The following is a 22899-nucleotide window of genomic DNA, read 5'->3' as shown; positions in this document are numbered from 1 at the left end:
GGAACACCCCGTGGAAATCACTGGTGACATCGCCACCATCGGTTACGGCCTCGCCACGATCGGCCCCGGTATCGGTCTGGGACTTCTCGTCGCCAAGACCCAGGAGGCCACGGCCCGTCAGCCCGAGGTTGCCGGCCCCCTCCGCGTCAACATGTTCATCGGTGCGGCCCTCGTCGAGGCCCTCGGCCTGATCGGCTTCGCCGCGGGCTTCGTGTTCTGATGATGGCAACGGCCCTGGTCCGGGCAGCGGAGGGGGGAGACTCGAACCCGCTGATTCCTGCGGACTACGACATCATCTGGTCGCTCGTCTGCGTCGCGATCATCGCCTTCGCCTTCGTCAAGCTCATCCTCCCGGTCTTCACGCGCATCCTCGACGAGCGCACGGAGAAGATCGAGGGTGGCCTGAAGGCCGGCGAGAACGCGCGGGCCGAGGCCGAGGAGCTGCGCTCGGAGATCGAGCGCGAGCTCACCGAGGCGCGGGTCGAGGCGGCCCGTGTCCGCGAGCAGGCGCAGGAGGACGCGAAGGTCATCGCGGCCGACGTCCGGGCCCAGGCCCGTGCGGACGCCGAGCGGATCGTCGAGAGCGCCCACCGGCAGATCGAGGCGGAGCGTCAGCAGGCCGCCGCGTCCCTGCGCACCGACATCGGCGCGCTGGCGACCACCCTCGCCGAGCGCATCGTCGGTGAGTCCCTGGCCGACGAGCAGCGTCGTCAGCGCGTCATCGACCGCTTCCTCGACGAGCTCGACTCCCAGACCGAGCTTGTCCCCGGCGGGGAGAAGGTCGGCGGGGCGACGGAGGCGTGATGCGAGCGAGCAGCCAGACCGCACTGCGTGCGGCGAGCGAGCGGTGGGAGGTCGCCCTCCGCGAGGCGGGCGAGCGCGGGCGTGAGCTCGGCTCCCAGCTCTTCGAGGTGGCCGACACCCTCGCGTCCTCCGGCTCGCTCCGGCGGGCGCTGACGGACCCGGCACGGACCGGCGACGCCAAGGCGCGCCTCGTCGGTGGCCTGTTCGACGGCAAGATCGCCCCCGAGGCGGTCGACCTGCTCGCCGGGATGGTCCGCTCGCGCTGGTCCGCGGACGAGGACCTCGGCGCAGCTGTCGAGGAGCTCGGCACCGCCTCGGTGCTGGCCGCCGCGCAGTCGCGCGGCGTGCTGCTCGAGGTCGAGGAGGAGCTCTTCCGCACCGAGCGGCTGCTCGCCTCCGACCGGGAGCTGCGGGCGGCTCTCGCCAACCGCGACATCGCTGCCGAGCGACGAGTCGCGCTGATCGACTCCCTCATCGCCGAGCGCGCCAGTGCCGAGACCCGCCTCATCGTGCGGCGTCTCGTCACCACCCCGCGCGCCGGCTCGCTCGCCAGCGCGCTGCGGCGCGTCGGGGAGCTCGCCGCCGCCCGGCGTGACCGGGTCGTCGCGAACGTGACGGCGGCCTCGCCGCTCACCCAGGCGCAGGAGGCCCGGCTCGCCGAGATCCTCCAGCGCGCCTACGGCAGCGCCGTCCAGGTCAACGTGGGCGTCGACCCGCAGGTCCTGGGCGGGATGCGCATCCAGGTGGGCTCCGAGGTCATCGACGGCACCACGCTCACCCGCCTGCAGGACGCCCGACGCCGCTTCGCCGGCTGACCCACACCCCGCACCACTTGACGAACCGCGACCACAGTCGCCAAGGAGAAGGAACCGCAATGGCCGAGCTGACGATCAAGCCCGAGGAGATCAGGGCGGCGCTGGACAGCTTCGTCGACTCCTACCAGCCGACCGAGGCCGTGGGGGAGGAGGTCGGGCGCGTCACCGTCGCCGGTGACGGCATCGCGCGTGTCGAGGGTCTGCCCGGCACGATGGCGAACGAGCTGCTCCGCTTCGAGGACGGCACCCTGGGCCTCGCCCTCAACCTCGACGTCCGGGAGATCGGCGTCATCGTCCTCGGTGAGTTCACCGGGATCGAGGAGGGCCAGGCCGTGCACCGCACGGGCGAGGTGCTCTCCACCCCCGTGGGTGACAACTTCCTGGGCCGCGTCGTCGACCCGACCGGCAAGCCGATCGACGGGCTCGGCCCGATCGAGGCCGAGGCCATGCGCGCCCTGGAGCTCCAGGCGCCCGGCGTCATGCACCGCAAGAGCGTCCACGAGCCGCTCCAGACCGGCATGAAGGCCATCGACTCGATGATCCCGATCGGTCGTGGCCAGCGTCAGCTCATCATCGGCGACCGTGGCACCGGCAAGACCGCCATCGCCGTCGACACGATCCTCAACCAGAAGGCGAACTGGGAGAGCGGCGACCCGGACAAGCAGGTCCGCTGCATCTACGTCGCGATCGGCCAGAAGGGCTCGACCATCGCCTCCGTGCGTGGCCGCCTCGAGGCTGCCGGCGCCCTGGAGTACACGACGATCGTCGCGGCCCCCGCCTCCGACCCGGCCGGCTTCAAGTACATCGCCCCCTACACCGGCTCGGCCATCGGCCAGCACTGGATGTACCAGGGCAAGCACGTCCTCATCGTCTTCGACGACCTGTCCAAGCAGGCCGAGGCCTACCGCGCCGTGTCGCTGCTGCTGCGCCGCCCGCCGGGCCGCGAGGCCTACCCGGGTGACGTCTTCTACCTGCACTCCCGTCTGCTCGAGCGCTGCGCGAAGCTCTCCGACGAGCTCGGCGCGGGCTCGATGACCGGTCTGCCGATCATCGAGACCAAGGCCAACGACGTGTCGGCCTACATCCCGACGAACGTCATCTCGATCACCGACGGCCAGATCTTCCTCCAGTCGGACCTCTTCAACTCCGACCAGCGCCCCGCCGTCGACGTCGGCATCTCGGTGTCCCGCGTCGGTGGTGACGCGCAGGTCAAGGCGATGAAGAAGGTCTCCGGCACGCTGAAGATCACCCTCGCGCAGTACCGCTCCATGGCGGCCTTCGCGATGTTCGCCTCGGACCTCGACCCGACCACGCGTCAGCAGCTGACCCGCGGCGAGAAGCTCATGGAGCTGCTCAAGCAGCCCCAGTACTCGCCCTACCCGGTCGAGGACCAGATCGCCTCCATCTGGGCCGGCACCAACGGCTACCTCGACGACGTCGAGACCAGCCACGTCCGCCGCTTCGAGAAGGAGATGCTCGACCACCTCCGCCGCTCGACCGACGTCCTCCAGACGCTCGCGACGACCGGCAAGCTCGAGAAGGAGACCGAGGCTGCGATGCGCTCCGGCATCGAGGAGTTCCGCAAGGGCTTCCTCGCCGGCGACGGCACGCTGTCCTCCGAGCCGGCCGCCCCCGAGGCCGACCCGCTGGTCGAGACCGAGCAGGAGCAGATCGTCGCCGAGAAGCGGGGCTGAGCGTGGGGGCCCAGCAGCGCGTCTACAAACAGCGGATCCGCTCCACGCAGACACTGAAGAAGATGTTCCGCGCGATGGAGCTCATCGCCGCCTCGCGGATCGGTCGCGCCCGCGACCAGGCGACCAAGGCCAGCCCGTACGCCATCGCGCTCACCCGCGCGACGTCGGCGGTCGCGGCGCACGCGCACGTCGGTCACCCGATCCTGCGTGAGCGCACCGACACGAACCGGGTCGCGGTGCTCGTCCTGGCCGCCGACCGCGGCATGGCCGGCTCCTACACGGCCAGCGTCCTGCGCGCCGCCGAGCAGCTCACCGAGCGGCTCACGGACGCGGGCAAGGAGATCGACCTCTACGTCGTCGGGCGTCGCGGGATCGGCTACTTCACCTTCCGGGGCCAGCGGATCGTCAAGAGCTGGGAGGGGCAGTCGGACAAGCCGGACGCCCAGCTCGCCCGCGACATCTCCGAGACCCTCCTCGAGGCCTTCCTCGCCCCGGCCGACGCCGGCGGCGTGAGCGAGCTGCACATCGTCTTCACGAAGTTCGTCTCCATGGTCAGCCAGGAGCCCTTCGTGCGTCGGATGCTGCCGCTCGAGGTCGTCGAGGGCGTGGCCGAGGCCGGCGCCAAGCCGCTGCCGCTGTACGAGTTCGAGCCGTCCCCGGACGCCGTCCTCGACCAGCTGCTGCCGCTGTACGTGCGCAGCCGCATCTACAACGCCCTCCTGCAGGCGGCCGCCTCCGAGCTGGCGAGCCGGCAGCGGGCCATGCACACCGCCGTCGAGAACGCCGAGGACCTCATCGCCACGTACACGCGGCTGGCGAACTCCGCACGACAGGCCGAGATCACTCAAGAGCTCACCGAGATCGTCTCGGGAGCCGACGCACTGGCAGCGAGCTGAACGTGCGTACCCAGTCCACTGCCGCCCGCATCGAAGGAAACTGACATGACTGCCACGACGACCGACTCCAGCACCGAGCAGGCCGCGCCCGGCGTCGGCCGCATCGCCCGGGTCACCGGACCGACGATCGACGTCGAGTTCGCCCCCGACGAGATCCCCTCGATCTACAACGCGCTCGTCGCGACGGTGGACAAGTCCACCATCGGTCAGGGCGAGGGCATGCTCGAGATGACCTTCGAGGTCAACCAGCACCTCGGTGACAACCTCATCCGCGCGGTCGCGCTCAAGCCGACCGACGGCCTGGTCCGTGGCATGGAGGTGCGCGACACCGGCAGCCCGATCACCGTGCCCGTCGGCGACATCACCAAGGGCCACGTCTTCGACGTGACCGGTCAGCCGCTCAACCTCAAGGAGGGCGAGACGCTCGAGGTCACCGAGCGCTGGCCCATCCACCGCAAGCCCCCGAGCTTCGACCAGCTCGAGTCGAAGACCCAGATGTTCGAGACGGGCATCAAGGTCATCGACCTCCTCACCCCGTACGTCCAGGGTGGCAAGATCGGTCTCTTCGGTGGTGCGGGCGTCGGCAAGACGGTCCTCATCCAGGAGATGATCCAGCGCGTGGCGCAGGACCACGGTGGTGTGTCGGTGTTCGCCGGCGTCGGTGAGCGCACCCGTGAGGGCAACGACCTCATCATGGAGATGGAGGAGGCCGGCGTCTTCGACAAGACCGCGCTGGTCTTCGGCCAGATGGACGAGCCGCCGGGCACGCGTCTGCGCGTGGCCCTGTCCGCGCTGACGATGGCGGAGTACTTCCGCGACGTCCAGCAGCAGGAGGTGCTGCTCTTCATCGACAACATCTTCCGCTTCACGCAGGCCGGCTCCGAGGTCTCCACGCTGCTGGGCCGCATGCCCTCGGCCGTGGGCTACCAGCCGAACCTCGCCGACGAGATGGGCATCCTCCAGGAGCGCATCACGTCCACGCGCGGCCACTCGATCACCTCGCTGCAGGCGATCTACGTCCCCGCCGACGACTACACCGACCCGGCCCCGGCGACGACCTTCGCCCACCTGGACGCCACGACCGAGCTCTCGCGTGACATCGCCTCGCGTGGTCTCTACCCGGCCGTGGACCCGCTGACCTCGACCTCCCGCATCCTCGACGCGCAGTTCGTGGGCCGCGAGCACTACGAGGTCGCCATCCGCGTGAAGTCCATCCTCCAGAAGAACAAGGAGCTCCAGGACATCATCGCGATCCTCGGTGTCGACGAGCTCTCCGAGGAGGACAAGGTCACCGTCAACCGGGCCCGTCGCATCGAGCAGTTCCTCTCGCAGAACACCTACACCGCGGTGAAGTTCACCGGTGTCGAGGGCTCGACCGTGCCGGTCGCCGAGACCGTCGAGGCCTTCCGTCGCATCGCCGACGGCGAGTACGACCAGGTCCCGGAGCAGGCCTTCTTCAACATCGGTGGCATCGAGGACCTCGAGCGCAACTGGTCGAAGATCCAGAAGGAGTCCTGACCCGTGGCCCTCACGGTGCAGATCGTCGGTCCTGACCGGACCCTGTGGAGCGGGGACGCCGCCTCGGTCAGCGTCCCCGCCGCGGACGGCGTGCTGGGCATCCTGCCCGGCCGCCAGCCGGTGCTTGCCGTGCTGCGGCCGGGCAAGGTCACCATCAGCCAGTCGGGGGGCGCCTCGGAGTCGGTGGAGATCCTGGGTGGGTTCGTGTCGTGCGACGACGACGACGTCATGATCGTCGTCGACGAGCAGGACGAGCGGCGCGCGGACCACGCCGAAGCCGCCGTCGAGCACTAGGAGCGGCCGCCGTGGGCTGGACGTGGCTGCTGTGGCTGCTCGTCCTGCTTGCTGTGCTCGCGCTGCTGGTCGGGCTGTGGATGCTCGTGCGCCTGCGGGCGCTCGGGCGGGTGGTCGGGTCGTTCTCCTGCGCGTGGCGCGCCGCCGAGTCCCAGGACTGGTCGAGCGGGGTCGCCGTGTACGGGGTCGAGCGGATCGACTGGTACCGGATCCTGTCCCTGCGGCCCGGACCGGCAGCGCGGTGGCGGCGCAGCGAGCTCGTCATCGAGCCGGGCCGCCGGGTGCTGCCCGGCAGCGCGTGGGGGGCGATGGAGGTGGAGTGCCACGTCGGTGGTGACAGCTTCTACCTGGCGCTCGAGGGCGATGCCCTGGCGGGCCTGACGAGCTGGCTGGAGTCCAGCCCGCCCGTCGACCGCGGCGCCGCCTGACCGCCCCAGCCCCAGCCCCAGCCCCGCCCCCAGCGCCCCCGCCCCCAGCGCCCCCGCCCCCAGCGCCGAGAGCTGACTTGTTACTCGCGACGTCGTCCCGGAGGTAACCCCACGTGCGCACCGTCATCGCCCGCTGCTCGGTGGACTACACCGGCCGGCTCGACGCCCACCTCGCCCTGGCCACCCGCCTCCTCATGGTCAAGGCCGACGGCTCGGTGCTCGTCCACTCCGACGGCGGCTCCTACAAGCCGCTCAACTGGATGAGCCCGCCGTGCCGGCTCGAGGTCGGCCAGCCCGAGGCCGACGACGTCGCCTCGGGGGTCCAGGAGGTCTGGACGGTCCAGAACACGAAGACGGACGACCGGCTCGTCGTCAAGATCCACGAGGTGCTGCACGACGGCACCTACGACCTCGGCGTCGACCCCGGCCTCGTCAAGGACGGCGTCGAGGCGCACCTCCAGGTTCTCCTCGCCGAGCAGATCGAGCTGCTCGGCCCGGGCCACCGCCTGGTCCGCCGCGAGTTCCCCACGGCCATCGGCCCCGTCGACATCCTCGCCCGCGACCCGCAGGAGCGGGCGGTGGCGGTGGAGATCAAGCGTCGAGGCGAGATCGACGGCGTGGAGCAGCTGACCCGCTACCTCGAGCTCCTCAACCGCGACCCGCACCTCACGCCGGTCCAGGGAGTGTTCGCGGCCCAGGAGATCAAGCCCCAGGCGCGCGTCCTGGCCGAGGACCGCGGCATCCGCTGCGTCATCCTCGACTACAACGCCATGCGGGGCCTCGACGACCCCGACACCCGCCTCTTCTGAGTGCTCCAGCCGTCGCGGCGGTTGGCATGATGGGGGGATGAGCACTGCCTCCCCGCGCGTAATCCGCGGACGTGTCGTCACCCCCACCGCCGTCCTGGACGACGGCGCCGTCGTGTGGGAGGACGACCGCCTCACCTGGGTCGGGGACGCCGGTGAGGCGCCCGCCGGGCTGCGGGAGACGGTCGCCGCCGCGGCGCCCGTCGACGGCTACGTCCTGCCCGGCCTGGTCGACCTCCACTGCCACGGCGGTGGTGGGGCCAGCTTCCCGGACGCCGAGGACCTCGACACCGCGCGCGTCGCCGTCGCCGAGCACCTGCGTCACGGCACGACCTCGCTCGTCGCCTCCCTCGTCACCGCGCCGCCGGAGGTCCTGCGCCAGCGCACCGGCGTCCTCGTCGAGCTCGCCGAGGCGGGGGAGATCGCCGGTATCCACTACGAGGGCCCGTTCATCTCCGCCGACCGGTGCGGCGCCCAGAACCCCGCCGCCATCCAGCAGCCGGACGCCGCGCTGACCCGCGAGCTCCTCGCCCTCGGCCGGGGCCACGTCGTCACGATGACCCTCGCGCCGGAGGCGCCCGGCGTCACCGGGGAGGACGGCGTCGCCGGCGCCCTCGCCGCGGGCGGCGCGCTGCCCTCCTTCGGCCACACCGTCGCCACCGCCCCGCAGTCGCGTGCCGCCGTCGTCGAGGCCGGGCGGATGCTCGCCGACGCGCCCGCCGCCCGCTCCGCGCGCCCCACGGTCACCCACCTGTGCAACGGAATGAACCCGATGCACCACCGCGAGCCCGGCCCCATCCCCGAGTTCCTCGCCGCCGCCGCCGACGGCCGCCTCGTCATCGAGCTCATCGCCGACGGCACCCACCTGGACCCCTCCCTCGTGCGGAGCTTCATGGAGATCGCCGGCCGGGAGAACGTCGCCCTCGTCACCGACGCCATGGCCGCCGCCGGCATGCCCGACGGCGACTACCAGCTTGGCTCCCTGGCCGTCACCGTGGCCGACGGCGTCGCGCGCCTCACCGGCGGCACGTCGATCGCGGGCGGCACCGCGCACCTCATCGACGTCGTCCGCACGACCGTCGCCGGGGGAGTCGACCTCGTCGACGCCGTGTACTCGGCCGCCACCACCCCTGCCGCCGTCCTCGGCGACGACGGCGTCGGGGCGCTCGAGGCGGGTCGGCGGGCCGACGTCGTCGTCACCGATGCGGACCTGCGGCCGGTGCGGGTCGTCAAGGGAGGGGTGGAGCTGTGATGTGGGAGGACTTCCGCTGGGGCGTGGCCACGGCCGCCTACCAGGTCGAGGGCGCGGCCCGGGAGGGCGGGCGCGGCCCGTCGATCTGGGACACGTTCTCGCACACGCCCGGCCGGGTGCAGGGTGGTGACACGGGCGACGTCGCCGTCGACCACTACCACCGCTGGCGCGAGGACGTCGCGCTCATGGCCCGGCTCGGGGTGCAGGCCTACCGCCTGTCGGTCTCGTGGCCGCGGGTCCAGCCCGGCGGCCGCGGCCCGCTCAACCCCGAGGGTGTGGCCTTCTACCGCGAGCTCCTCGACGAGCTGCTCGCCCGCGGCATCGCGCCCGTCGTCACGCTCTACCACTGGGACCTGCCGCAGGAGCTCGAGGACGCCGGCGGCTGGCCCAGCCGCGACACCGCCTACGCCTTTGCCGAGTACGCCCGCCTCATGGCGCGCGAGCTGGGTGACCGGGTCGCGCTGTGGACCACCCTCAACGAGCCGTGGTGCACCGCGTTCCTCGGCTACGCCTCCGGGGTCCACGCCCCGGGGCGCACCGAGCCGGCCGCCGCCCTCGCCGCGGCGCACCACCTCAACCTCGCCCACGGTCTGGCCACACGGGCCATCCGGGAGGAGCTCGGGGAGGACACTCCCGTGTCGATCTCCCTCAACCTCCACGTCACCCACCCCGCCGACCCGGAGTCCGGGCCGGACCTCGAGGCCGTCGCGCAGGTCGACGCCGTGGGCAACCACGTCTTCCTCGGCCCGCTCATGGACGGCAGCTACCCCACGCGGCTGCTGCGCGACACCGCGCACCTCACCGACTGGTCCTTCGTCCAGCCCGGCGACCTCACCGTCACGCGCCAGCGCCTGGACGTCCTGGGCCTCAACTACTACTCCACCCAGCTCGTGCGCCGGCACCACGGTGAGGGCGGCGCCCCGCGCGCCGACGGGCACGGCGCTGCCGCCGCCTCCCCCTGGGTGGGGGTCGAGGACGTGGAGTTCCTCCCCGTGGACCCGCCGCACACGGCGATGGGCTGGAACATCCGCCCCGGGGCGCTGGAGGAGCTCCTCCTCGCCCTCGACAACGCCTACCCCGACCAGCCACTCATGGTCACCGAGAACGGCGCCGCCTTCGACGGCGACGTGCCGGTGGACGGCCGCGTCCACGACACCGCGCGCGTGGCCTACCTCCACTCCCACATCGCCGCGGTCCTGCGGGCCCGGGAGGCCGGCGTGGACCTGCGCGGGTACCTCGCGTGGTCCTTCGTCGACAACTTCGAGTGGGCCTACGGCTACTCCAAGCGTTTCGGCATCGTCCACGTCGACCTCGACTCCCAGCAGCGCACCCCCAAGGACTCGGCGCTGTGGTACCGCGAGCTCGTCCGCACCGGGCGGCTGCCCGGCGTGGAGGAGGCTGCGGCGCTGCCGCCGCTGGAGGGCTGATGGCCCGCGCGCGCCGGGGACGCAAGCGCCCCTACGGGGACGCCCACGTCCCGCTGGACCCTGACCGTCTCGGCGGCGTCGTCCGGAGCGAGACCGGCCCGGGCGGGGAGACGTACACGGTGCGCACCGTGCGCGGCGGGGAGAAGTCCTACCGCTGCCCCGGGTGCCAGCAGCTCATCCCGCCCGGTGTCGGCCACGTCGTCGCGTGGCCCACCGAGGCGCTCCTCGGGCCAGGGCTGGAGGAGCGCCGACACTGGCACACCGCCTGCTGGGCCCGCCGCTGAGCGCAGTCGGGGAGCGTCGTGATGACGACGTCGAGCTCGTGGACCCGGTGGTGGTGGTAGCTGCCGGTGGACCCGCGCTCACGTCGGCGTGCTGTGGAGCAACGGGCGGCCTTCTCGCGGAGGCGGGTGAGCGCCCTGGCGTGCTCGAGGGTCACCTCGCCCCGCTCCACCGCCCCGGCCACCGCGGGCATGGCCTCGAGCCCCTCGGCGAGCCTGAGGTCCCCGACCGCCGCGCCGCGGCCGATGCCGGTGGAGCGGGAGCGGTAGTCGGCGAAGTCCCGGTCCTGCACCGAGCCCCAGCGGCCGTCGTTCCGGTGGGCGAGGAGGACCTGGCCCCGGTAGACGGTGAGCTCCTGGATCGCCGCGTCGAGCTCGGCCACGACCGCCTCGCGCTCCTCACCGGTCCACCCACCGGCGCCCGTCCCGGGAGCGCCGGACAGGAGGGCCGCCACCCCGGCGCGCACCTGCCGGGCGAGCGGGGCAGGGCCGGTGGGCGACGTCGTCGTGGTCATGACCGGCACCTCCCCTGGTCGAACGCTTGTCCGAAGCGTATGACGGACCACTGACATCGGGGCGCGGCGGGCTCCCCGACCACGGCCGGCGGACGGCCCGTGAAGAAGCGCTTCTCCACCTGTTGCCGGACCAGGAGGGCGCCGATACTGTCGCGATCTGGCAAGGGTGCCGGGACGATTGGGCGAAGGGACGACGGATGGCGCCGCACGACGGTACGAGAACGAGCGGACGCTTCGGTGGCTGAGTCCCTCACGCTGGGTGCGGGGGGCTCACCGTCTGCTGCCCGTCGCGCGCGCAGGAGCCGGCGCAACGTCCGTTACAACCGCCGGGAGGCCCTTACCGGCTTCCTCTTCATCTCCCCGTGGATCGTCGGCTTCCTCATCTTCACCGCGGGCGCCATGGTGTGGAGCCTGTTCATCGCCTTCAGCGACTACAACCTCGCGACCGGGGAGATGCGCCCCGTGGGCACCCGGAACTTCGCGAACCTCATCGAGGACCCGCGGGTGGCGACCTCGCTGGCGAACACGCTCTTCTACGCGATCATGCTCGTCCCGCTCGAGATCGTCTTCGCCCTCACGCTGGCCCTCCTGCTGTCCAGGCTGGGGCGGGGCAGCGGCGTCTTCCGTACGATCTACTACCTGCCGAAGATGACCCCGGCCGTCGCGACCGCCGCCGTCTTCTTCCTCCTGCTCAACGGCAACACCGGCGCCATCAACCAGGGCCTCGCCGCGATCGGCATCGACGGCCCGCAGTGGCTCGTCGACCCGGACTGGGTCAAGCCCTCGATCGTCCTCATGTCGCTGTGGGCGGTGAGCGGCACGATGGTCATCTTCCTCGCCGCCCTCAAGAACGTGCCGCAGGAGCTCTACGAGGTCTCCTCGATCGACGGCGCCGGACCGGTGCGCCAGTTCTTCTGGATCACCCTCCCGATGATCTCCCCGGCCCTGTTCTTCAACGTCATCGTCCTGAGCATCGCCGCGTTCCAGACCTTCGACCAGGCCTACCTGCTCTTCTGGCGCGACCAGAACAACGCCGCCCCCGAGGCGTCGCTCTTCTACGCCGTCTACCTGTTCCAGCAGGCGTTCCGGCAGTTCAACTTCGGCTTCGCCTCGGCGATGGCCTGGCTCATGTTCGTCATCATCATGATCGTCACCGTCATCCAGGTGCGTGTCGGCAACCGGCTCGTCTTCTACGAGGGGCAGCGCTGATGTCGGCTCTCAACTCACCCGAGGCGGTCGTCGCCACCGACCGCATGGCCGACGAGGTGACCGGCACCGAGCGCTACGGCACCCGACGACGGCGCAAGCCCCCGTTCCGGTTCTCGCCGGGCAAGGTCGTGCTGTGGGTGCTCGTCATCCTCTTCGCCCTCGTCTTCATGTACCCGTTCGCGTGGCTGCTGGCCGCCAGCCTCAAGCCGCGCGGGCAGGTCTTCGACAACAGGCTCATCCCCGAGACCTTCGTCTGGTCGAACTACGCCGACGTGTGGGAGCAGCTGCCGCTGACGAGCTGGCTGTTCAACAGCCTCGCCATCGCGCTCCTCGCCGCCACCACCGTGGCGCTCTCGAGCACGATGGTCGCCTTCGGCTTCGCGCACTTCCGCTTCCCGGGGCGCAACGCCCTCTTCGGGCTGGTGCTCGGCACGATGATGCTCCCCGGCGCCGTGACGATGGTGCCGACCTATCTCATCTGGAAGGAGATCGGGCTGCTGGGCACGTGGGCCCCGCTGTGGGCCTTCAACCTCTTCGGCTCGGCGTTCTACATCTTCCTCCAGCGCCAGTTCCTCCTCGGCCTGCCGCGCGAGCTCTTCGAGGCGGCGCGGATGGACGGGGCGAGCTACTGGCGGATCTTCTGGCGGATCGTCATGCCGCTGTCGATCCCCTCGTTCATCATCGTCTTCCTCTTCGAGTTCCAGGCGAGCTGGAACAACCTCCAGGCGGCGCTCATCTACCTCAACGCCGGCGGCGTCGAGGACTTCACCGCGCCCCTCGGCATCGCCTACGCGATGACCCGCTACAGCCCGACGGCGGGCGGCCAGGGCGACTACCAGTACGTCATGGTCGCCTCGCTCCTCGTCACCCTGCCGATGCTCGTCCTGTTCGCCTTCGGGCAGCGGTACTTCATCGAGGGCATCGCGACCACCGGCCGCAAGGGGTGAGGCGGTCTCGTCACGAGCCCCGCCGTCCACCCTCCACCGTGAGAAAGGGAACGACATGAACAGGCGTCACTCCACACTCGTCGCGACAGGGATGGTCCCGGCCCTCCTGCTGCTCGCGGCCTGCGGCGGCTCGGACGACGACGGCGGCTCGGGTGACGGTGAGAGCACCTCCTTCTCCGCCGAGGCCACCGGCGCCATCGACGCGTGGGCCTTCGACAACGCCGACGACGTCGGCCAGGCCCGCCTCGACCACGCCGAGGAGACCCTCACCGACCTCGACATCCAGCTCGACCCGACGGGCTTCGACGCCCAGAAGTTCACCACCCGCATCGCCAGCGGCGACGTGCCCGACGTCGTCCAGATGGACCGCCGCTACGTCGGCACCTACGCCGCGCAGGGGCTCATCCAGCCCCTCGACCAGTGCTTCGAGGCCCACGAGGTCGTGCCCGACGAGCACTGGTACCCCTTCGTCGTGGACGACGTGCGGTGGCAGGACCAGGTCTGGGCGACCCCGCAGTTCTACCAGCCCCCCGCGGTGCTGCTGAACCGCGACGTCACGAGCGCGGCCGGGGTCGAGGACGAGGCCATCGACACCTCGAACCTCGACGTCCTCCTGCCCGCCGTCGAGGCGATGTACGCCGCGAACGGGAACAACCCGAGCACGCTCGGCTTCGACCCGCAGCCCACCGGCCAGGCCCCGCTGTGGGTGCTCGGCATGGGCGGCTCCCTCACCGACGACGACGGCACCCCCACCCTCGACGACCCGGCCAACGTCGCCGCGATCGAGCACGTCAAGGCGATCATCGACGCCCAGGGCGGTTACGCGCCCTACAAGAGCTTCGCGGACTCCTTCGACTTCTTCGGCGAGCAGAACCAGTTCGTCGCCGACCAGGTCGGCGCGCAGATCAACGCGCAGTGGTACCCCAACGTCCTGTCGCCCTACGTCGACCAGGTCGAGCTCGGCGCGGTGCCCTTCCGTGACGCCGACGGGGAGAACTTCTCCGTCGCCGGTGGCACGGCCTTCGTCGTGCCGGTCGGGGCGGAGAACCCGGACGGGGCGTGCGCGTGGATGGTCGACGTGACCTCCCTCGACGCGTGGACGGCGGCGGGCGAGGCCCGCGCGGCCACCATCGCGGAGGAGGGCGGCGTCAACACCGGTCTGTTCACCGGCTCGCCCGAGGCCGACCAGGCCATTCGCGAGGCCCACGTGCAGCCCTCCGGCAACGAGGCCTTCGACCAGGTCATCGAGACCTACTACGAGGTCGTCGAGTACGGGCGGTCCTTCGGCGCCTCTCCGGTGGGCCAGGAGATCACCAACGAGCTGACCAACGCGATGACGGCGGCGCTGCTCGAGGACAAGACGCCCGAGGAGGCGCTCGCCGACGCCCAGGCGACCGTCATGCGGGCCTACGAGAACGTGAGCACCGACTGACCGGTCGTCCCGGGCCGCACGTCACTGCGGGCGGCCCGGGACACCCGCGTGCCATCCTCGGAGGATGAGCACCGCACCTCTTGCCCTGCACCGCCACGGGCCGGCGAGCGGCCTGCCCCTCGTCCTGCTCCACGGCTTCCCGCTGGACGCGCGCATGTGGGACGACGTCGTCGCGCAGCTGCCCGACGTTCCCGTCCTCACCCTCGACGCGCCCGGCTTCGGCGGCTCCCCGGCTCCCGACGACGTCGCCGCGGCGGTCTCCCGGGAGCCCGGCCCGTCGCTGGAGACCTACGCGGACGCCGTCGCCGCGACCCTGCGCGGCGAGGGCGTCGACCGCGCCGTCGTCGCCGGCCTGTCGATGGGCGGGTACGTCGCCCTGGCGCTCGCGGAGCGGCACCGCGGGCTGCTCGCCGCCGTCGGGCTCCTCGACACGCGGGCCGACGCCGACGGCGACGACGCCCGCGCCAACCGGCTGCGCATGGCCGAGGAGGCCGGGCGCAGCGGCGCCGACGCGGTGGCCGGGATGGTCGACGTCGTGCTGGGGGAGACGACCCGGGCCGAGCGGCCGGAGGTCGTCGAGCGCGTGCGCGGGTGGGCGGCGCAGGGGACGCCGGCCGGGATCGCGTGGGCGCAGCGCGCGATGGCCGCCCGGCCCGCCCGGCTCAGCGCGCTCGAGGACCTCGAGGTGCCCGGCCTCGTGCTGCGCGGTGCGGAGGACCTCACGAGCACCCAGGAGGCCGCCGAGGCGATGGCGCGCGCCCTGGGCGGCGGGTCCGAGCTCGTCGTCGTCCCGCGGGCCGGGCACATGAGCGCGGTCGAGGACCCGGCCGCCGTCGCGCAGGCACTGCGGCGGCTGCACGCCTCCGTCGCCTGACGGGCGGCCGGCTCAGCCGAGCGTGCGCCAGCCGGGCAGGAGGCGCTCGAGGGCGTCGGGCAGGTCGATGGACTCCCCGTCGCGGCCGCCGGCGCCGAGGACCATGGGCGGCGGGGTGGGCTGGAGGTCGACGCCGCGCAGCCGCTCACGCAGACCCAGCGGGGCGGTGAGGACGTAGAAGTCGCCGTCGCTGCTCAGCCCGGCGGAGCGGTCGGTCCGCAAGTACCAGCCGGCGAGTCCGCTGCGGGCCTCGCCGCGGCCGCCGTAGCCGCGCACCCGCAGCGGCTCGGCCGGGAGGCGGTCCCGGGCGACGGCGGCGAAGTCGCGGAGCAGCCGGGCGGCGCGCTCGTGCTCGGCACGCTGACGCTGCTCGAGCATGTCGGCGTGGACGGCCGCGGCCTCCCGCCGCTGCTCCGCCCAGTCGCGCTCGTCGCTCACCGTCCCAGCGTAGACGGCCCGGGGGGGGCCCCCCCCCCGCCTCACCCCGTCCCACCCCTCGTGATCACCTGTCGATCATCCCTCGTGAGGCCGCCCCCGAGGTGCGTAACCGGGGAGCATCCGGAGACTGCCGGGCGGATGAGGGGACGACGCGGACATGGGCCGGACGACTCGGGTGGCGGCTGCCACCGCGGGAGCTGCACTCGTGCTCGGGGGGATGACGACGGCGGGACCGGCCGCCGCGGACGTCTCCCAGTTCTCCCTCAACGGCTACAGCTTCGGGCCCAACGCGACCGTCATGGTCGACATCGGCACCCTCACCCGGGACTGTGACACCTTCTGGACGACCTCGGACATCTACGTCGTCCCCACCGGCTCGGTGAGTCCGGGCGGCGCGCTGAGCGACGTCTCCGGGTCCCCCAACACCCTCCAGGGCACCGGCCTGGGCAGCGGCGTCTTCGGGGAGATCCTCGCGATCACCGCCCCGAGCGGCAGCGTCGGCGCCGGCACCTACGACCTCGTCGAGGACACCTGCCAGGACGGCGTGCTCGACGGCAGCGACTCGGTCCTCTCCCCCGCCTTCGAGGTCGTCCTGCCCACCGGGGTCCCGCTCCTGCCCGACCCCGCGATCCAGGCGATGAAGGGTGCTGCCGACGAGCAGGCCGAGCACTGGGTGGAGGCGGCACAGGCCTACGCGGCCTTCTTCGCTGCGACGACGGCCTACTCGCTCATCAGCGACGCGCGCAGCCTCACCGGCTTCTACCTCACCTACATCTGCCTCCTCATGCCGACGATCGAGGGCAGCCCGGTCACGCCATGGTGCCCGACCGCCAGCGTCACCGACGTCATCGCGCTCCAGCTCGCCGTCGTCAAGACCATCGTCGACCGTGCCTCCTACTACCGGGGCATCGCCGCCGACCCGCCCGACCCCGACTTCGCGGAGCCCGCCGTCCCCGCGCCGGTCACGGACTTCGCCGCCCCGCTCGGCCACCCGGGCTGGACCGCCTTCGCCACGTGGGCCGACCACCTCAGCCAGACGACCGAGCTGTCGGCCGCCTTCCTCGGCGCGCTCGAGAAGTACCAGGGCGCGGCCCTCGCCGACGACGCCCCCGCGGCGCTCCTCCACGCGCGCGGCATCCGCGACTACGCGGCCCGGCTCAACACCGCCCTGGCCAACGAGTCCGGTGCCCTCCACGCCCAGACCAACGCCTTCGCCAGCGCCGGGAGCCACCCGAGCACCGCCCTGGACCGCCTGCGCGCGGGGACCTCGCGGCTCGCGGCCGAGGGGCTCAGCCCCGTCGAGGAGCGCGAGCTGCGCAACCTCGGTGCCACCGACGAGGACCTCGAGCGGCTCGTCGACGTCGTGCTCGACGAGGTCGGCGGTGCCCCGTCGTGGACGACCTTCCAGAACGCCGAGGTCAGCGTCAACAACGGGATGTCGGGCGCCTACACCCAGCTCGCCAACGCGATGAACCCGATCATCTCCGAGCTCGAGGCGCTCGTCGCCACCCGCGGCGAGACGCCCTACCCGACGGTCACCGCCCCCGGCGCGACCTCGGTGCCCGTCGGCACCCCGCGCAGCCTCACGGCCCGCTGCACCGGCTGCGAGACGATCGAGTGGGACCTCGACGGCGACGGCGCCTTCGACGACGCGACCGGCACCACCGTCACCCACACCTTCCCCGCCACCGGCCAGGTGCTCTCCGGGCAGCCGGGTCGCGTCCTCGTCGGCGTGCGGGCGACCGCGCAGGACGGACGCACCGCCGTCGACGTCGTCCAGCTCCAGCTCACCTCGTCCAACCGGCCGCCCACGCACACGGGCCCGCTGCCCGCCCCGGGCGTGGTCGAGGTGCCGCTCGACGGGAGCCAGGAGCTGACCGTCACCGTCGCCGACCCGGACGGCGACGAGGTCCTCACCGAGTGGACCGTCGGTGAGGACACCGTCGCGACCGGCACGAGCCACACCTTCTCCCCCGGCGGCGACGAGGCACCGCAGCGCGTCGCCGCACACAGCACCGACCCCTCCGGCGCGGCCCGCACCACCCAGTGGACCCTCGTGCCCGTCCACCCGGACGTCGACGCCGACGGCTGGCACGCCAACGTCGACTGCGACGACGAGAACCCCGCCGTCCACCCCGGCGCCGCCGAGGTCCCGGGCAACGGCGTCGACGACGACTGCGACCCCACCACCGAGGACACCGGCCCGCCCACCGCCGCCTTCGAGCACGCCCCGGTCCCCGCCGTCGTCGACGAGCCGGTCGCCTTCACCGACCGCTCCACCGACCCCGACGGCCCGGTCTCCGCGTGGGCGTGGGACCTCGACGGCGACGGCGCCACGGACTCCACCGAGCGCCACCCCAGCCACACCTACTCCGCCCCGGGCCGCTACGACGTCACCCTCACGGTGACGGACGGGGACGGGGAGAGCGACGGGGCGAGCGGCGTCGTCGTCGTCACCGACCGGCCGGTCGCCTCCTTCACCTGGGAGCCGGAGGTGCCCCTCGTGGGCAACCCGGTCCGGCTCACCGACACCTCCACCGACGCCGACGGCATCGCCGCCTGGGAGTGGGACCTCGACCACGACGGCGCCACCTTCACCGTCGACTCCACCGAGCAGCACCCCGTGCACGTCATGGACGCCTCGGGCACGGTCGCGCTGCGCGTCACCGACTCCCTCGGGGTGGTCTCGGAGGTCGCGAGCGCCGAGATCCTCCTCTCCGGTCCGCCCCGCGCCGCGTTCAGCCCGCTGCCGGGCACGGGCCTCGCGGACGTCGCGCTCGTCGACCACGGCGGCAGCGTCCTCGCCTTCTCCAGCGCCGCGGCGCAGAGCGCCACGCCCGGGGAGATGATCGACGTCGACTACCCGGCCGGGGCCACCGGCTGGCGCACCGCCTCCGCGCTCACGACCAACCAGTGGGCCGTCCTCGACCTCGGCCGCAGCTGGCAGGTCGAGGCCCTCGCGCTGCGCCCCGGTGCCGGTCAGAGCACCCGCCCGCAGGACGTGCGGCTGGCGCTGGGCGAGGTGCGCGGGACCTCGGCGGACCTCTTCACCACGGCGGTGGACACCCAGCTCGCCAACACCGCGGACCTCCAGCGCCTGGAGCTCGAGACCCCGCGCACCGGCCGGTACCTGCGCTACGACGCGCTCACCAACCGGGGCTCGACCTCCTACACCGAGACCCTCGAGCTCAAGGCGCTCACCGGCCAGGTCGGCAGCGCGCGGGTGGAGTTCACCGACCGCTCCGCCGACGCGGACGGCGACATCGTCGCCTGGGTGTGGACCTTCGGTGACGGCGCCACCTCCACCGAGCAGCACCCCGTCCACACCTACGCGGCCCCGGGCGACTACACGGTGACGCTCACCGTGACCGACGCCGAGGGCAGCACCTCGCGCACCGAGCTCCTCCAGCGGGTCGTCGCGCCCCTGCCCGACACGGACGTGGCCGTGCCCTCCCCCGCGCTCGAGGGACGCTCCGAGCGCTTCACCGACACCACCCCCGTCCCCGCGGGCCGGGCCGTCGTCGAGCGCACGTGGACGTGGGGTGACGGCAGCCGGACGGACGGCACCCTCGCCCCCACCCACGCCTACCCCGACGACGGCGAGTACGAGGTCACCCTCACCGTCACCGACTCCTACGGGCAGCAGGCGACGTCGACGCGCACGGTGACCGTCGAGAACGTCGCCCCGACCGTCTCCGCCGGGCGCGACCACACGGCGCCCGTGGCGACAGTCGAGGGCCGGGCGGTGTCGACGTGGACGCCGGACGCGACCGTCAACGACGTCGCCGCCGACCGCGCGGAGCTGCGGTGCACGTGGGACTTCGGGGACGGCAGCGACGCGGTCGTCGTCGAGGGCTGCACGAGCACGACGGCGCGGGTGCCCCACCGCTACGGCGTCGGCACCCACACCGCGACGCTCACCGTGACCGACGCGGACGGCGGATCCTCCACCGACACCGCGACCGTCATCGTCCAGCCCTCCCCCACCTACCTCAACGTCTACCCGGTGCCCGGCTCCCTCACCTCCACCGGCGAGCTGAGCGTCCGCGCCACCCTGTGGAACCGGACCGGGTTCACGCCCGTCCCGGGCGCCGAGCTCGCCGTCACGCTCGGCGACGAGACCCGCACCGTGACCACCGACGCTGCCGGAGCCGTCCAGCTCCAGCTGCCGCTCGGCACCGAGCGTGAGCTCCGCGCGGAGTTCGCGGGCACCGGGGACTACCTCACCTCCGCGGACGCGGACACCGTGCCGGACACCCAGCGCCCGCCCGGTGACGTCGTCTTCACGATCGACGAGTCCGGCAGCATGGGCGGGGTCCAGCGGCAGGTCCAGGCGAACGTCGTCCACATCGCCGAGCAGCTCGCCCAGCAGATCGACTACCAGATCGGCGTCATGGGCTTCGGCGGCGGCTTCCTCGCCCACGAGGGACGGCCGGGTCACCTGCCCCGCGTCGTCGTCCCCGCCACCGACAACCTCGACGACGTCGCCACCGCCACCGCGGCCCTCACCACGGGCGGCGGGGACGAGCCCGGCATCGACGCGATCGTCGACGCGCTGGGCGAGAACGTCGGCCTGCGGCCCGGCGCCGGACGCTGCGTCGTGCTCGTCGGCGACGAGCACACCCAGCGCTCCCAGTACACGGTCGAGGAGGCGCGCGCCGCGCTCGCCGAGCACGAGGCCGTCCTCTTCTCGATCATCACCCCGAACAGCTCGACGCAGGACTACCAGGACCTCGCCACGGGCAGCGGCGGCGCCGTCTTCGACATCCGCGAGTTCGCCACCGACCCCCAGCCCGTCCTCGACGCGCTCCTCGGGTCCTGCGCGACCGCCCTCGTCGAGCGCCCGGACATCACCGTCGCGGTCGACGACGGCCGCACCGCGGTGAGCGGCGGCGAGGAGCTCACCTACGCCGTCGACGTCGGCAACGTCGGGCAGGTCGGGGCCACCGGCGTCGCGCTCACCGTCGAGCTGCCCGAGGGCCTCACGCTCGTGTCCGCCGGCGACGGCGGCACGGCCGACGGCGCCACCGTCAGCTGGCCGGTCTTCGACGCCGACGCCGGCGCGACCGTCCCGCGCAGCCTCACCGTGCGCGTGGCCGAGGACGCGACGGCCGGGGGCACGCTCGCCGTCACCGCGCGGGCCTTCGACGACGGCACCCACGGCAGCGACCTCACGCCGGCGAACAACGTCGCGACCGACGTCGACGACGTCCTCGAGCGGCCCCGGCTCACCGTCGTCACCGCGGTCGTCAACGACGAGGGCGGCAGCGCGGCGCCCGGCGACTTCACCGTCACCCTGGCCGACGGTCCGAGCGCCCCGGTCTCCGCGCCGGGCTCGGCGGACGGCACGGTGCACGCGCTGACGGCCGGGACCTACGCCGTCGACGGCGGCTCGCTGCCCGGCTACACGACCACCCTGGGCGGGGACTGCGCCGACGGCACCGTCACCCTCGCCGCGGGCGGGACGGGCACGTGCACGGTCACGCACGACGACGTCGCGCCGGAGCTCGCGACGCTCACGGTGAGGACCGTCGTCGTCAACGACGACGGCGGCACCGCCGGGCCCGCCGACGCCAGCGTGACGCTCCGCTCGGGCGGTGAGGTCCTCGGCACCGAGCCGGGCGACCCGGCAGGGACGGCGCACCCGCTGCCCGCCGGCGCGTACGTCGTCGACGGCGGGACGCTCGCCGGCTACACGACGACCGTGAGCGGGGACTGCGCGCCGGACGGGTCGGTGACGCTCGCCGCGGCCGGCACGGCGGCCTGCACCGTCACGCACGACGACGTCCCGCCGGAGCTCGCGACGCTCACCGTGACGACGCAGGTGGTCAACGACGACGGCGGCACCGCGGCCGCCGGTGCCTTCACCGTGTCGGTCCGCCGCGACGGCGACCTCGTGGCGAGCACCCCGGGTGACCCGGCCGGGACGGTCCACACCCTGCCGGCCGGTGCCTACGCCGTCGACGGCGGCTCCCTGCCCGGCTACGCGACCACGGTCACCGGGGACTGCTCCGCCGACGGGACCGTCACCCTGACGGCCGGCACGGGCCGCGCCTGCACCGTCGTCCACGACGACGTCCCGCCGGAGCCCGCCACGCTCACCGTGACGACGCAGGTGGTCAACGACGACGGCGGCACGGCGGCGGCGGCCGACTTCACGGTGACGCTGCGCCGCGGGAGCGTCGTCGTGGCCACCGGCCCCGGTGACGCGGTCGGGACGGTCCACACCGTCGGAGCCGGCGCCTACGTCGTCGACGGCGGCGCACTGGCCCGGTACACGACGACCGTCACCGGGGACTGCGCCGCGGACGGCACGGTCACCCTCGCCGCCGGCGGGACCGGCGCCTGCACGGTCGTCCACGACGACGTGCCGCCCGAGCTCGCCGCCCTCACCGTTGTCACCGAGGTCGTCACCGACCACGGGGGCACCGCGGACGCCGCGGACTTCGTCGTCGGCGTCGCGGGGGTCGGCAGCGCGCCGGGCTCGACGAGCGGCACCGCCTACTCCCTCGCCGCCGGCGGCTACGCCCTCGCCCTGGAGGACGGCCCCGCCGGGTACGCGACGACCTTCGGGGGCGCGTGCGCCGCCGACGGCACCGTGACCCTCGCCGCCGGGGACGACGCCCGGTGCACCGTCACCCACGACGACGTCGCGGCCGAGGTCACCGTCCGGCTCCAGGTGGTGAGCGCGGTGCGGCTCGCGGCCGCCGCCCTGCAGGCGGTGCCGGAGGGCTTCAGCCTCACGGTGGGCGGGACGCCGGCGGAGTTCGACGTGCCCCTGGAGCTCGCTGCCGGCACCCACGCGGTGGTCGCCGGCGCTCCCGAGGACTACGAGGTCGCCTACACCGGGGCCTGCGCACCCGACGGCACCCTGACGGTCGGTCTCGCCGACTCCGTCGAGTGCACGGTCGTCGCCACCGCGCAGGAGGAACCGACCGAGGAGCCGACCGAGGAGCCCACCGAGGAGCCGACCGAGGAGCCGACGGAGGAGCCGACCGAGGAGCCCACCGGGGCACCCACGGAGCAGCCGACGGACGACCCGACCACCCCCGCCCCGACACGCACCCCCGCGGCCGGGTCCGACGGCACCCCCGCACCCGGGACGGACACCCCCCGGATGCCGTCGACGGGTGCGGGTGGCGCGTGGGCGCTCCTCGCCGCGGCCTGCGCGGTGACCGCCCTCGGCGCACTCCTCGTCCGCCGCCGCCGTTCCCACTAGCCCCCTCGACCCGCCCCCGCGACGCTCACCACCAGCCCCACCCCCCCCGC

General features: G+C 73.0%; 18 protein-coding genes. 17 read left to right on the top strand and 1 reads right to left on the bottom strand.

What is annotated here, in order from left to right; translation table 11 throughout:
- The first annotated feature begins 16 nt into the window (after positions 1–16).
- The 16 genes from atpE (at position 17) to H9624_RS03615 (ending at position 15192) form a co-directional block, all read left to right on the top strand.
- Positions 17–220: an ATP synthase F0 subunit C gene (atpE, locus tag H9624_RS03690; protein WP_110851925.1), complete on the top strand. Its 204-nt coding sequence runs from the start codon at positions 17–19 to the stop codon at positions 218–220.
- A complete protein-coding gene (locus H9624_RS03685) occupies positions 220–804 on the top strand; it encodes a F0F1 ATP synthase subunit B (protein ID WP_307784919.1) in 585 nt (194 codons plus the stop codon). The genes atpE and H9624_RS03685 overlap by 1 nt, the downstream gene beginning before the upstream one ends.
- Positions 804–1619 carry a F0F1 ATP synthase subunit delta gene (locus H9624_RS03680; protein WP_251838533.1) on the top strand — a complete coding sequence of 272 codons (816 nt, stop codon included), beginning with the start codon at positions 804–806 and terminating at the stop codon, positions 1617–1619. Before H9624_RS03685 ends, H9624_RS03680 begins: the two co-directional genes overlap by 1 nt.
- Before the next feature lie 59 nt (positions 1620–1678).
- Positions 1679–3313, top strand: coding sequence for a F0F1 ATP synthase subunit alpha (atpA, locus tag H9624_RS03675; RefSeq protein WP_251838532.1), 1635 nt, complete (start codon positions 1679–1681; stop codon positions 3311–3313).
- 2 nt (positions 3314–3315) lie between these two features.
- Positions 3316–4209 carry a F0F1 ATP synthase subunit gamma gene (locus H9624_RS03670; RefSeq protein ID WP_251838531.1) on the top strand — a complete coding sequence of 298 codons (894 nt, stop codon included), beginning with the start codon at positions 3316–3318 and terminating at the stop codon, positions 4207–4209.
- 45 nt (positions 4210–4254) lie between these two features.
- Positions 4255–5727: a F0F1 ATP synthase subunit beta gene (atpD, locus tag H9624_RS03665; protein ID WP_251838530.1), complete on the top strand. Its 1473-nt coding sequence runs from the start codon at positions 4255–4257 to the stop codon at positions 5725–5727.
- Positions 5728–5730: 3 nt separating this feature from the next.
- The gene (locus H9624_RS03660) at positions 5731–6021 is read left to right on the top strand and encodes a F0F1 ATP synthase subunit epsilon (RefSeq protein WP_251838529.1); all 291 of its coding nucleotides are present in this window, start codon (positions 5731–5733) and stop codon (positions 6019–6021) included.
- A gap of 11 nt (positions 6022–6032) precedes the next feature.
- The gene (locus tag H9624_RS03655; protein WP_251838528.1) at positions 6033–6449 is read left to right on the top strand and encodes a DUF2550 domain-containing protein; all 417 of its coding nucleotides are present in this window, start codon (positions 6033–6035) and stop codon (positions 6447–6449) included.
- A 113-nt stretch (positions 6450–6562) separates the two neighbouring features.
- Positions 6563–7258 carry an endonuclease NucS gene (nucS, locus tag H9624_RS03650; protein WP_251838527.1) on the top strand — a complete coding sequence of 232 codons (696 nt, stop codon included), beginning with the start codon at positions 6563–6565 and terminating at the stop codon, positions 7256–7258.
- 37 nt (positions 7259–7295) lie between these two features.
- Positions 7296–8507, top strand: a complete 1212-nt coding sequence (locus H9624_RS03645) for an N-acetylglucosamine-6-phosphate deacetylase (RefSeq protein WP_251838526.1) — start codon at positions 7296–7298, stop codon at positions 8505–8507.
- Entirely contained in the window at positions 8507–9934 is a 1428-nt protein-coding gene (locus tag H9624_RS03640; protein WP_251838525.1) for a GH1 family beta-glucosidase, read from the top strand. The genes H9624_RS03645 and H9624_RS03640 overlap by 1 nt, the downstream gene beginning before the upstream one ends.
- Positions 9934–10218: an Rv1322 family protein gene (locus tag H9624_RS17050; protein ID WP_251838524.1), complete on the top strand. Its 285-nt coding sequence runs from the start codon at positions 9934–9936 to the stop codon at positions 10216–10218. The genes H9624_RS03640 and H9624_RS17050 overlap by 1 nt, the downstream gene beginning before the upstream one ends.
- 749 nt (positions 10219–10967) lie before the next feature.
- The gene (locus H9624_RS03630) at positions 10968–11939 is read left to right on the top strand and encodes a carbohydrate ABC transporter permease (RefSeq protein ID WP_372435091.1); all 972 of its coding nucleotides are present in this window, start codon (positions 10968–10970) and stop codon (positions 11937–11939) included.
- The gene (locus H9624_RS03625) at positions 11939–12886 is read left to right on the top strand and encodes a carbohydrate ABC transporter permease (RefSeq protein ID WP_251838523.1); all 948 of its coding nucleotides are present in this window, start codon (positions 11939–11941) and stop codon (positions 12884–12886) included. The genes H9624_RS03630 and H9624_RS03625 overlap by 1 nt, the downstream gene beginning before the upstream one ends.
- 55 nt (positions 12887–12941) lie before the next feature.
- Entirely contained in the window at positions 12942–14318 is a 1377-nt protein-coding gene (locus H9624_RS03620; protein ID WP_251838522.1) for an ABC transporter substrate-binding protein, read from the top strand.
- A 64-nt stretch (positions 14319–14382) separates the two neighbouring features.
- Entirely contained in the window at positions 14383–15192 is an 810-nt protein-coding gene (locus tag H9624_RS03615) for an alpha/beta fold hydrolase (protein ID WP_251838521.1), read from the top strand.
- A 12-nt stretch (positions 15193–15204) separates the two neighbouring features.
- Here the strand turns inward: H9624_RS03615 and H9624_RS03610 are convergent, their stop codons facing one another.
- A complete protein-coding gene (locus H9624_RS03610; protein WP_251838520.1) occupies positions 15205–15630 on the bottom strand; it encodes a hypothetical protein in 426 nt (141 codons plus the stop codon).
- Between the two features lie 157 nt (positions 15631–15787).
- On the opposite strand from H9624_RS03610, the gene H9624_RS03605 reads away from it, so the two are divergent.
- The gene (locus H9624_RS03605) at positions 15788–22849 is read left to right on the top strand and encodes a PKD domain-containing protein (RefSeq protein WP_372435090.1); all 7062 of its coding nucleotides are present in this window, start codon (positions 15788–15790) and stop codon (positions 22847–22849) included.
- Positions 22850–22899: the final 50 nt, after the last annotated feature.

This window comes from Oceanitalea stevensii (genome assembly GCF_014837105.1).
In the GTDB taxonomy this organism is placed as follows: domain Bacteria; phylum Actinomycetota; class Actinomycetes; order Actinomycetales; family Actinomycetaceae; genus Oceanitalea; species Oceanitalea stevensii.
This window is presented reverse-complemented; position numbering and strand designations above follow the sequence as displayed.